Here is an 11,348-nt window from a genome sequence, read left to right on the forward strand (position 1 = left end):
ATTTCGCCCCAGCGCACATCGATCCGGGTTTCAAACGTCCCAGAAGGTGTTTGAATATCAAGGGATTCTGATGACATGAATAGGCTCCTGCCGGGCGGGCGGCAAAGGTGCAGTATAACGATCTGCAATACAATGGTCCGCAACACGGCGGGGACCAGCCTCGCAAGGGCGCTCTGAACGAGTTCTGCGTGCCCTCAACGCTCATTCAAGCAACGGGAATTGCATCCATGACTGAACGTGAATCGATGGAATACGACGTCGTCGTCGTCGGGGGGGGACCAGCCGGGCTGTCGGCAGCCATTCGCCTCAAGCAGCTGGCCGCCGAACGCGGCCAGGACGTCAGCGTCTGCGTACTGGAAAAAGCCGCCGAAATCGGCGCCCACATCCTTTCGGGCGCCGTGATGGACCCTCAGGCCCTGAACGAACTCATCCCCGACTGGAAAGAACGCGGTGCCCCGCTGGATGTGGCCGTCACCAACGACCGCATCCTGTTCCTGACCGAATCGGGCGCACGCGGCACGCCGGCCTGGTTGCTGCCGGACTGTTTCAAGAACCACGGCAACTACATCGTGCGCCTGGGACACGTCACCCGCTGGCTGGGCGAACAGGCCGAAGCCCTGGGCGTGGACGTGTTCCCCGGCTTCGCCGCCGCGCAGATCCTCTACACTGAATCGGGCGCCGTGCGCGGCGTGCTGACCGGCGACATGGGCGTGGCACGCGACGGCAGCCACACTGACGCCTACCAGCCCGGCATGGAACTGCTGGCGCGCTACACGATCTTCGCCGAAGGCTCTCGCGGCCACCTGGGCCGCCAACTGATCGAAAAATACCGCCTGGACGCCGGCCGCGACCCGCAAAGCTACGCCATCGGCATCAAGGAACTCTGGGAAGTCGATCCCGCCCAGTCCCAGCCCGGCACGGTCATCCATACCGCCGGCTGGCCGCTGGATTCCGATACCTACGGCGGCTCCTTCCTGTACCACCTGAACGACAACCTGGTCGCCGTGGGCCTGGTCGTGGGTCTGGATTACGCCAATCCGTGGCTTTCGCCCTTCGAGGAATTCCAGCGCTACAAGACCCACCCGGCGATCCGCACCACCTTCGAAGGCGGCAAGCGCATCGCCTACGGCGCGCGCTCGCTGACGGCGGGCGGGCTGCTGTCCCTGCCCAAGCTCTGCTTCCCCGGCGGCGCCCTGGTGGGCTGCGAAGCCGGCATGCTGAATGCATCCCGGATCAAGGGCAGCCATTCGGCCATCAAATCCGGCGCCCTGGCCGCCGAAGCCGCCTTCGACGCCCTGGCCGCTGGCCGCAGCCACGACGAACTGACCGCCTACCCGGCGGCCTTCGAGCGTTCCTGGCTGCATGCCGAACTGAACAAATCACGCAACTTCAAGCAGTGGTTCAAAAAAGGCCGTACCGTCGGCACGCTGATGACGGGTATCGAACAGTGGCTGTTCAAGGGCAAGATGCCCTGGACCATCCATCGCACCAAGCCGGACCACGCCTGTCTGCAGCCCGCAGCCGAATGCGCGCGCATCGACTATCCGAAACCCGATGGCAAGCTGACCTTTGACCGTCTCAGTTCGGTGTTCATTTCCAACACCAACCATGACGAAAACGAACCCGTTCACCTGACGCTCAAGGACGAGACCGTGCCGGTTGCAGTCAACCTGGCAAAATTCGGCGGCCCCGAGGCCCGCTTCTGTCCGGCCGGGGTCTACGAATTCGTCAAGACCGAGACCGGCGAAGACCGCTTGCAGATCAACGCGCAGAACTGCGTGCACTGCAAGACCTGCGACATCAAGGACCCCACCCAGAACATCGTCTGGGTGACGCCCCAGGGGGGCGAAGGCCCGGTCTACAACGGCATGTAAAATGCGCCCCGGGCGCCATGCGCGGCGCCCGGTTCCGATCACACAGTCCTGCCGGGCGCAAGCCCATCGCCGATGGATATTGCTTTCGCCACCAAGTTCCTGGGCGCGCTGTTCGCCATCATGAACCCCTTCATCACCCTGCCGCTGTTCCTGGCGATCACGGCCAGCAAGACCGTGGCCGAACAGCGCAGCCAGGCCGTGGCCATTCTGCTCTACACCCTGGCGATGTGCGTCATCATCTCGCTGGCCGGCAGCCACATCATCCGCTTCTTCGACGTCAGCCTGGATTCCTTCCGTGTCGCAGGGGGACTGGTGCTCAGCGGCATCGCGCTGTCCATGCTCAACGGCCAGCCGATCACATCCCACGAACGCGCCACCCAGGAAAAGAACGCCGGGGGCCCGGCAGCGCGCGCCGAGGTCGAGGACAACCCCGCGTTCTATCCCCTGACCTTTCCCATGATCGTCGGCCCCGGCACCATCGCCACACTGATCATCTACGGAGCCCAGGCGCACCAGTCAAAGCAATACCTGGCCTTTGGCGCCGTGCTGGCCATCGTCCTGGCCGCCCTGTTCGCCGTGCTGTATTTTGCCGCCTCGATCGGCAAACTGCTGTCCACCAAGATGCGCGTCATCATGGCCCGCATCATGGGCATGATCCTGGCCGCCATCGCGGTGGAAATGGTGTTCGCGGGCACCCGGGCACTGCTGCCGGGTCTGGCGCACTGACAGCCCGCACCTGCCGCACCAACGGTACGCCGGGCCGATGCCACGGACACGCACGTATTGCAGGGGTTGCATCAGATTGCAGGTGCAGCAGCGCCGGAACGAAAAGAAAAAAGGCGGGAATGATTCCCGCCCCCCCTGGTCGTGTCCGGCGTCCTGGATCGCAGCACGCCGTTCAACACGCTTTACGGCCCCTTTTTTACTGCACCTGGGCCAACTGATCCAGAATGCCGGGGTTTTCCAGTGTGGAAACGTCCTGGGTGATCGGCTCGCCCTTGGCGACCACGCGCAACAGGCGGCGCATGATCTTGCCTGAACGCGTCTTGGGCAGGTTTTCACCAAAGCGGATTTCGCGCGGCTTGGCGATGGGGCCGATTTCCTTGGCCACCCAATCGCGCAATTGCCTGGCCACCGCAGCCGCCTGATCCCCCTGGGGCAGCGGACCATTGAGCACCACGAAAGCCACCACGGCCTCGCCCGTCGTGTCGTCCGGGCGGCCCACCACGGCGGCCTCGGCCACCAGTTCATGCGCCACCAGGGCGGATTCGACCTCCATCGTGCCCAGGCGATGGCCCGAGACGTTCAGCACGTCGTCGATGCGGCCCATGATCCAGAAATACCCATCCTTGTCCCGCTGCGCGCCATCACCCGCCAGGTAGTAGCCTTTGAGTTCTTCCGGGAAATAGGTCTTTTTGAAGCGTTCCGGATCCCCCCAGATCGTGCGGATCATCGAAGGCCACGGGCGACGGATCACCAGGAACCCGCCCTTGCCGCGCTCGACTTCCTCGCCGGTTTCATCGACGATGGCCGCATCGATGCCGGGCAGCGGCAAGGTGCAGGAACCGGGCTTGAGCGGCGTGGCGCCCGGCAGCGGGGTGATCATGTGCGCCCCGGTTTCGGTCTGCCACCAGGTGTCGATCACCGGGCAACGCTGGTTGCCGACGTTGTTGTAGTACCAGACCCAGGCTTCGGGGTTGATCGGTTCGCCCACCGAACCGATGATGCGCAAGGAACTGAGGTCAAAGGATTTCGGGTGGACCTTGGGATCGGATTCGGACAGCTTGGTCAGCGAACGGATGGCCGTCGGCGCGGTGTAGAAGACCGTGACCTTGTGTGTCTGGATCATCTTCCAGAAACGGCTGGCATCCGGATAGGTCGGCACGCCTTCGAATACGACCTGTGTCACGCCAGCCGCCAGCGGCCCGTAAGTGACATAGGAATGGCCCGTCACCCAGCCGACATCAGCGGTGCACCAGAAGACATCATCCGGCTTGGCATCGAAGGTCCATTGCATGGTCATCAGCGACCACAGCAGGAACCCGGCGCTGGAATGCTGCACGCCCTTGGGCTTGCCGGTGGAACCGGACGTATACAGGATGAACAGCGGGTGATCGGCGTCCACGGCGACCGGGGGGCAATCCGTGGACTGCCCCTGGATGACGTCGTGCCACCACAGGTCACGATCGGCGTTCCACTGGACCTCGGCACCGGCACGCTTGTAGGTAATGACCTTGCGCACGGCATCGCAACCGCCCATGGCCAGTGCCTCGTCCACGGCGGCCTTCAGCGGGATGACCTTGCCGCCCCTAAGCTGGGCATCAGCGGTGATCACCAGCGTGGCGCCGACGTCCACGGCGCGTTCGTGGATGCTCTTGGACGAAAAACCGCCGAACACCACGGAATGGATCAGCCCCAGGCGGGCACAGGCCTGCATGGCGACCACGGCTTCGATCGACATCGGCAAGTAGATGATGGCGCGTTCGCCTGCCTGGTAGCCCAGGGATTTCAGCGCGTTGGCGAATTGCGAAACCCGCGCATGCAGTTCCTTGTAGGTGACCTTGGTCACCTGGCCATCATCGGCCTCGAAGATGATGGCGACACGCTGTTCGACCGGGGTCCCCAGGTGCTTGTCCAGGCAATTGGCCGAAACATTCAGCTGGCCATCGGGGTACCACTTGTAGAACGGCGCATTGGATTCGTCCAGCACCTGGGTGAACGGTCGGGTCCAGCGCAGATTTTCATTGGCCAGGCGGGCCCAGAAGGCATCGGGATCGCGTCTGGCTTCGTCACACAGGGCCTGGTAGCCCTCCATTCCCGATACATTGGCCTGCTTGACAAGGTCCGCAGGCGGCGGAAACACCCGGTTTTCCACCAATATGGATTCAATCTCCGTGGTCATGGCTCGCTCCTGAGTTCAGTGATGGTTTCACTTTATGTTTGAATTTCCACAACCGTACCGCACGATGCTTACTCGACCCTGACAAATGTGACCCGTCCTCTCCGGCGGGTCTTCGGCGTTACTTGCCCGCGTCGCGGGCGCGGATGCCACGTTCAAAATCCAGACGGCCCAGCAGCGCCAGCCCCGCCAGAAAGAACCCCCCGGTCGCCAGCAGGGCGACGCGATGATTGCCTGCGGTCGCCCAGACCAGCACACCGTAGAACAGGGGGCCGACCACGGCGGCCAGTTGCACGGCAAAAGTCCACAAGGCAAAGAATTCCGCCGGACGATTGCCCGGCGCCAGTACCCCGACCATGGCGCGCCCCGCGCTCTGGCTGGTACCCATGCACAATCCAGCCAAGGCGGCCGCTGACCAGAACACCGGCAGAGCACGCGCCGAGGCCGCCAACAACACCATGGCCAGCCACCCCAGCAGGGTCAGGGCCAGCGCCCTGCGATGACCAATGCGATCCTGCAGGTAGCCAAAGCCGAAAGCCCCGACCGCAGCACCGATATTCACCAGAAATACCAGCAGCATGGTTTGCTGCATGCCGAATCCCATGACCTCGGTCGCGTAGACTGCCGACAGCGTGATCACCACCGCGATCCCTGCCTGATAGCAGGCGATGCACAGCAACAGACGGCGGAAATCAGGAAAATCCCTGCGGGTCTCGCGCCACGCCACCCGCAACCGGGCCAGCATCGCAACCGGCTCCCGGACCGTCCCAACAACAGGTTCACGCAGCCACAGAAACGCCGGCAGCGCCGCAGTGGCAAACAGGACAGCGGTCATCCCCATGACCCAGGGAACATAGGCCTGGGCCGGCAGGCCGTCGGCTTCAGCCCGGACCGCGATCCATAAGGCCAGGCCCAGGGCCAACATGCCGCCGAAATAGCCAAAGCTCCAGCCCCAGCCGGACACCCGCCCCATGGCTTCAGGCCGGGCCAGTCCCGGCAGAAAGGACGCCACCGCCGATTCACCGATGCAGTAACAGGCATTGGACAGCGCCAGCCACAGCAGGCCCCAGGCAATGTCGCCCGGCCCCACGCTGGCCAGCACCGCCGTGGCCAGCACGCAGCCCGCCGTACTGGCAAACAGCAGCCGGCGGTGGCCAGCGCGGGCATCCGCCCAGGCGCCCAGGCCCGGCATCCACAGCATCACCACCAGATAGGACAGGGACAGTGCGGCCGTCAGCGCCAGGGTGCCCCAGTGTTCCCCTGCCGCCACCACCCCGACGAAATAGGCGTTGAATACCGTCGTCAGCACCACGGTGGTGTAGCCGGAATTGGCGAAATCGTACATCGCCCAGGACCAGACCTCGCGCCGCGTCACTCCGGGCCGAAGCGGCGAGCCGGCCCGCAGATTGGCTTTGTCCCTGTCGCTGCTCACAACACGTCGCGGATCTGGTCCAGCGCGACGGGATCCTCGATCGTCGTCAGATCACCCGGATCGCGGCCCTCGCACAGCGCCACGATGGCGCGGCGCAGGACCTTGCCCGAGCGGGTCTTGGGCAGACTGTTGACGAACAGGATGCGCGCCGGGCGGGCCACCGCGCCATTGCGCTGCTCGATGACGCGCTTGATTTCGGCTTCCAGACGGTCACGGACGCCGGATTCCCCCAGCATGGCCGGGTTGCGCAGCACTGCAAAGGCCATGGCCTCCTGGCCCTTGAGCGAATCCGTCACCCCGACGACCGCCGATTCGGCCACGGCCGGGTGCGTATTGACCGATTCTTCGATCTCGCGCGTGCCCAGGCGGTGCCCGGCGACATTGATCACATCGTCCGTGCGACCCAGGATGTACCAGTAGCCATCCTCGTCCACCCGCCCCCAATCGGAAGTCGAATAGCAGAGACGCCCGGGGAAGGACTGGAAATAGGTGCGCACGAAGCGCTCGTCATTGCCCCAGATCGTGCTCATTGCGCCCGGCGGCAGCGGCGGTTCGATCGCCACCACCCCCTTCTGGCCGGCGCCGCAGTCCTGTCCCGTGGTTTCGTCGACCACACGCGCGTCATAGCCATAGACCGGAAAGGACGGACTGCCGAAACGAGTCGGGACTTCCTCGACCCCGGGTTGGGCCGACAGGATCGGCCAGCCGGTCTCGGTCTGCCAATAATTGTCGATCACCGGCTTGCCCAGCGCCTCGGACAGCCATTGGCCGGTGAGTTCATCGAGTGGCTCGCCCGCCAGGTAGATGCGTTCCAGGCTGGACAGATCGTGCCGTCTGAGCAGCGCCGGGTCATGTTTTTTCAGCACACGGATCGCCGTGGGCGCAGAAAACAGCACATTGACGCGATAGGTCTCGACGATGCGCCACAGGATGGCTGCATCCGGGCGCACGGGCGTGCCCTCGTACATGACAGTGGCCTGGCCATTGAGCAGCGGCCCGTAGACGACATACGAATGTCCCACCACCCAGCCCACGTCGCTGCTGGAAAAATACACATCACCCGGCTTGCCGCCATAGATGTATTCCATGGACGCGCACAGCGCCACCGCATAGCCGCCGACATCCCGCTGGACGCCCTTGGGGTTGCCGGTGGTGCCCGAGGTATACAGGATATAGCTGGGTGCACTGGATTCCAGCCAGACGACTGGCACCTGGGCATCCAGGTGCCGCGCCCGCAGCGGCGCGTATTCCAGGTCTCGGCCTGCCGTCAGGTCCATGGGCGCCAGGCCCCGGTTCACCAGCACGACGTGTTCCGGCGCATGAGATGACTGGGCGATCGCCTGGTCCAACAGGGGTTTGTAGGCGATCGGCCGCCCCCCCCGCGAACCCGCATCGGTGGACACGATCACCCGGGGCTGGGCGTCGTCGATGCGCTGTGCCAGATTGTGCGCGGCAAAACCGCCGAACACGACGGAATGGATGGCCCCGAGCCGCGCACAGGCCAGCATGAAAAAGGCTGCCTGGGGAATCATGGGCAGATAGATCAGCACGCGATCACCCTGCACGACCCCGAGTTCCTGCAGGGTGGCTGCAGCAGCGTTGACCTCGCGCGCAAGATCGGCGCGGGTATAGACGATTTCCTGGTCGACTTCCGTGGACACCCAGATCAGGGCAGGCTGGTCACCCTGGGTCTCGAGCCAGCGATCGACCGCGTTGTAGCACAGATTGGTGCGTCCGCCGACGAACCAACGTGCAAACGGCGGACGGGAATAGTCCAGCACCTGGGAAAAAGGGGTTTCCCAGTGAATGCGCTGGGCCTCGCGCGCCCAGAAGGCGTCCCGATCCTGGATCGACTGGCGATGGAATTCACGGATTTTCTGCATGGGTTCGTCTCCGGTGTCACCCTGCAGCCCAGGCAGGCTGCGGATGTTTCTAGGGAAAAGGGCTGGGTGACATGCTACACCCTGACCCGAAGGTACTGTGCGATTCTGACGCCAGGCTGACGCCATCGGTGGATTTTTTCACTTTACTCGTCCGGCTCGATCCTCTACACTCGAAGGGTTGCTCGCAGGGCGGGCAACCACCAGATCAATCCGACGTCCGGTATCCGGCCTGCCCGTGCCCCGTGTCTCGCTCATTCGAGCGCTGCGGCTGCACACAACGGCTGCGGACGACGACATCTCCGCAGCCATCCGCCCATGCCACCGCCTCATTCCGCCCCAGCGCAGCCACACCCGTTTCACCCCTGGGCCACCCGCACCCTGAAATTCCTGCTATGCGCAGGCCTGGCGACGCTGGCAGGATGCGCCACCCAGCCACGCCAGACGGCTGACGCAACGCATTCATCCAATCACCTGCTGCGCGATACCTACCTGCTCAGCACTCAATCGGATCCTTTGGGCGCCTGGCTCGACAACAAGCGCAGCCTGGCCATCGACACCCCAGAATCCGAAACCTACGGCACCAGCCCAGTCCCCAAGACCATGGTGTCCACTGCCATGAAATTCCTGGGGGTCAAATACCGCTACGGGGGCGACACGCCCGGCGAAGGCTTTGACTGCAGCGGCCTGGTCGCCTACGCCGCCGAAAAATCCCTGGGCCTGAAACTGCCCCGACGGGCACGCGAACAGGCCCAACAGGGCATTTCCGTGGACCGCAGCGAACTGCGACGTGGTGATCTGGTGTTCTTCAACACCTTGGGCCACCGTTTCTCGCACGTGGGCATCTACCTGGGCGACCACAAATTCCTGCATGCGCCGCGCACCGGGGCCAACATCCGCGTCGAAAGCATGGACGTGGCCTACTGGCGCAAGCGCTACAACGGCGCCCGGCGCCTCCAGGCGCAGACGGACACTGCCGAACCCACGTCTGTTGAACCCACAACCACCAGCAAGCACTCGACCACCAAACGTGTGGTGAGCAAACGTACAGCGACCAAACCTGCAACAACCGCCAAGCCCGCAACGGCCAAGCGCACAGCCGCCCCCAAGCGCGCAGTCGCCAAGCGCTGAATCGTCCGCACCAGTAACACGCAGCCCCGGAGCCTTTCGGCTACCGGGGCTTTTTCATGCTGCGCGAGTCTTTCGGCCCACAGTTTCCCTATGACTGCAGGACCAACCCTCCGCGCCGTTTGCACGGCACGCGCGCTGCTGATCGGGCCGCATCGTCTTCACGCAACGGACACGTCCGACAATAACCGCACTGGTCCAGCGCCTGCTGCATACTGCACACTGACCGACGACATGCCAGCACGCGGATACCGGCACGCTGCGCCGCCAGGCGGAAGGTCTTCATCACGTTGTGCCCCAGGAAGTCCGTCAGCAGGATGACCAGGTCCGTGCCGGAAGGCAGCGGGGGCGCCTTCTTCTGATGCGCGGGATCACGACCGCTGATGTGATGGCGGATGGCGATATTGTGATCGCGCAGCAGGTCCGGGATATTGCCCAGCCGGTCCGCGCCGACGATCAATGCACTGACTTGGGATTGCATTTGCACCATGGATGGAACTCCTGGGGATGGCCGGCAGGGCATGGCCGGCGCTTGGTCATGATTTTGATTTTAAATGATAATGATTACCATTAACAAATTCAATTCCATCCATCCTGTTTTTTGTAACGAAACCCCGGGGACGCAGCACCGGCGCCCCTGCCCCTACGCGACGTCGCGCACCGAGGGCGCCGGTTGGGCGACCGCATCGGCCACCACGTCGCGCGACAGTTCCGGCGCCAGCATTTCCATCAGCACGTAGACGAAATCGCGCAGGAACACCCCGCGCTTGATCGCCACGCTGGTGGTGTGCCGGCCGAACAGGTGACCGGCGGGCAGGCCAACCAGCCCCTTGTCGCGCCGCGGATCAAAGGCCACGCCAGCGATGATGCCAATGCCCAGGCCGATATCGGCGTAGGTCTTGATCACGTCGGCATCGATGGCTTCCAGCACGATGTCGGGCACGATGCCCGCCTGCTCAAAAGCCGCGTCGATGGCGCACCGCCCCGAAAACGCCCGGTCATAGGTCACGATGGGATACTGGGCCAGATGCTCCAAGGACAGATTGCGGGCCGCGCTGGAGGTCAGTTCGGTCAGGGGGTGATCGGGCGGCACCACCAGGGTGTGCTCCCAGGCATACACCGGCAGGGCCACCAGGCCCGGGGTCTGGGCCAGGGTCTCGGTGGCAATGGCCAGATCCGCCTGCTCGTGCAGGACCAGTCGGGCCAGGTGTTCGGGGTTGCCTTCGGCCAACGACACATGGACCTTGGGAAAGCGCGCGCGAAACGCCGGAATCACGCGCGGCAACAGATAGCGCGCCTGGGTGTGCGTGCAGGCGATGACCAGGGCCCCTTCGTCGCGCCGGGCGAATTCATCGCTGACCTTTTTCAGGTTATCGACTTCGCGCATGATGCGATCGATGACCGCCGCCACGGACTGACCCGGCTTGGTCAGGCCCTTGAGCCGCTTGCCGTGGCGTTCGAAGATCCGCACACCCAGTTCATCCTCGAATTCGATGATGGCCTTGGATACGCCAGGCTGGGATGTATACAGCGAACGTGCCGCTTCGGTCAGGTTGAAATTGCGGCGAATCGTTTCGCGGACAAATCGGAATTGCTGCAGGTTCATGGCAATGGCCCCATAGGAAGAGCCATTATATGGAATATAGAATCTAGTTTATATTACTTTTTATTATTTACTAAGAGAAGAGCCGCCCCTTCGCAGAGGGGCGGCCAAGGGGATCACTGCATCGAGATCGTGGTGTTGATCTCGCGTGGGTGTGCCTGCCAGCGGGCAGTCACGGTCTTGGTCTGGGTCCAGAAATAGATCGACTGGCGACCGTTGGGGCCCAGATCGCCCAGTTTCGAGGCGCGTGAGCCCGTGAAGCTGAACCAGGCCACCGGCACGGGGATCGGGATGTTGATCCCGACCTGACCGACGTCGATGTTGTTCTGGAAATAGCGGGCATGGCCGCCGTCCTGTGTGAAGATCGACGTGCCGTTGCCATTGGGGTTGGCGTTGATGAATTCGACCGCCTCTTCCAGCGTATCGACCAGCACCACGGACAGCACCGGCCCGAAGATTTCTTCACGATAGATGCTCATGTCGGCCTTCACGCCACTGAACACCGTCGGACCGACGAAATTGCCCTTTTCAT

9 protein-coding genes are annotated in these 11,348 nt (G+C 63.6%); 3 read left to right on the top strand and 6 right to left on the bottom strand.

Annotated elements, in window-relative coordinates; genetic code table 11:
- Positions 1 to 227: 227 nt before the first annotated feature.
- Both RBR29_RS07380 and RBR29_RS07385 read left to right on the top strand, forming a co-directional pair.
- The gene (locus RBR29_RS07380) at positions 228 to 1,874 is read left to right on the top strand and encodes an electron transfer flavoprotein-ubiquinone oxidoreductase (protein WP_320348321.1); all 1,647 of its coding nucleotides are present in this window, start codon (positions 228 to 230) and stop codon (positions 1,872 to 1,874) included.
- 72 nt (positions 1,875 to 1,946) lie between these two features.
- A complete protein-coding gene (locus RBR29_RS07385) occupies positions 1,947 to 2,600 on the top strand; it encodes a MarC family protein (protein ID WP_320348322.1) in 654 nt (217 codons plus the stop codon).
- Between the two features lie 196 nt (positions 2,601 to 2,796).
- Here RBR29_RS07385 and acs read toward each other — a convergent pair whose 3' ends face one another.
- The 3 genes from acs to RBR29_RS07400 all read right to left on the bottom strand — a co-directional run bounded on the left by acs (position 2,797) and on the right by RBR29_RS07400 (position 8,088).
- Positions 2,797 to 4,776, bottom strand: coding sequence for an acetate--CoA ligase (acs, locus tag RBR29_RS07390; protein WP_320348323.1), 1,980 nt, complete (start codon positions 4,774 to 4,776; stop codon positions 2,797 to 2,799).
- Positions 4,777 to 4,894: 118 nt separating this feature from the next.
- Entirely contained in the window at positions 4,895 to 6,205 is a 1,311-nt protein-coding gene (locus RBR29_RS07395; protein ID WP_336623766.1) for an MFS transporter, read from the bottom strand.
- The gene (locus tag RBR29_RS07400; protein ID WP_320348324.1) at positions 6,202 to 8,088 is read right to left on the bottom strand and encodes a propionate--CoA ligase; all 1,887 of its coding nucleotides are present in this window, start codon (positions 8,086 to 8,088) and stop codon (positions 6,202 to 6,204) included. The genes RBR29_RS07395 and RBR29_RS07400 overlap by 4 nt, the downstream gene beginning before the upstream one ends.
- 315 nt (positions 8,089 to 8,403) lie before the next feature.
- Between RBR29_RS07400 and RBR29_RS07405 the strand changes: the two genes are divergently transcribed.
- A complete protein-coding gene (locus RBR29_RS07405) occupies positions 8,404 to 9,216 on the top strand; it encodes a C40 family peptidase (protein WP_320348326.1) in 813 nt (270 codons plus the stop codon).
- 88 nt (positions 9,217 to 9,304) lie between these two features.
- Here RBR29_RS07405 and RBR29_RS07410 read toward each other — a convergent pair whose 3' ends face one another.
- The 3 genes from RBR29_RS07410 to RBR29_RS07420 all read right to left on the bottom strand — a co-directional run.
- A complete protein-coding gene (locus tag RBR29_RS07410) occupies positions 9,305 to 9,694 on the bottom strand; it encodes a DUF2325 domain-containing protein (protein ID WP_320348332.1) in 390 nt (129 codons plus the stop codon).
- A gap of 162 nt (positions 9,695 to 9,856) precedes the next feature.
- Positions 9,857 to 10,819 (bottom strand): CysB family HTH-type transcriptional regulator, encoded by a 963-nt coding sequence (locus tag RBR29_RS07415; RefSeq protein WP_320348328.1) that lies wholly within the window; start codon positions 10,817 to 10,819, stop codon positions 9,857 to 9,859.
- A 113-nt stretch (positions 10,820 to 10,932) separates the two neighbouring features.
- Positions 10,933 to 11,348, bottom strand: a 416-nt coding sequence (locus RBR29_RS07420; RefSeq protein WP_320348330.1) for an aldehyde dehydrogenase family protein, incomplete at its 5' end; no start/stop codon positions are given.

Source organism: Castellaniella sp. (genome assembly GCF_034007085.1).
Lineage (GTDB): Bacteria > Pseudomonadota > Gammaproteobacteria > Burkholderiales > Burkholderiaceae_B > Castellaniella.

Excerpts from the sequence above, each read along its gene's own strand:
- RBR29_RS07380 (WP_320348321.1), top strand. The coding sequence starts at position 228 with ATGACTGAACGTGAATCGATGGAATACGACGTCGTCGTCGTCGGGGGG.
- RBR29_RS07385 (WP_320348322.1), top strand. The coding sequence starts at position 1,947 with ATGGATATTGCTTTCGCCACCAAGTTCCTGGGCGCGCTGTTCGCCATC.
- acs (WP_320348323.1), bottom strand. The coding sequence starts at position 4,776 with ATGACCACGGAGATTGAATCCATATTGGTGGAAAACCGGGTGTTTCCG.
- RBR29_RS07400 (WP_320348324.1), bottom strand. The coding sequence starts at position 8,088 with ATGCAGAAAATCCGTGAATTCCATCGCCAGTCGATCCAGGATCGGGAC.
- RBR29_RS07405 (WP_320348326.1), top strand. The coding sequence starts at position 8,404 with ATGCCACCGCCTCATTCCGCCCCAGCGCAGCCACACCCGTTTCACCCC.
- RBR29_RS07410 (WP_320348332.1), bottom strand. The coding sequence starts at position 9,694 with ATGCAATCCCAAGTCAGTGCATTGATCGTCGGCGCGGACCGGCTGGGC.
- RBR29_RS07415 (WP_320348328.1), bottom strand. The coding sequence starts at position 10,819 with ATGAACCTGCAGCAATTCCGATTTGTCCGCGAAACGATTCGCCGCAAT.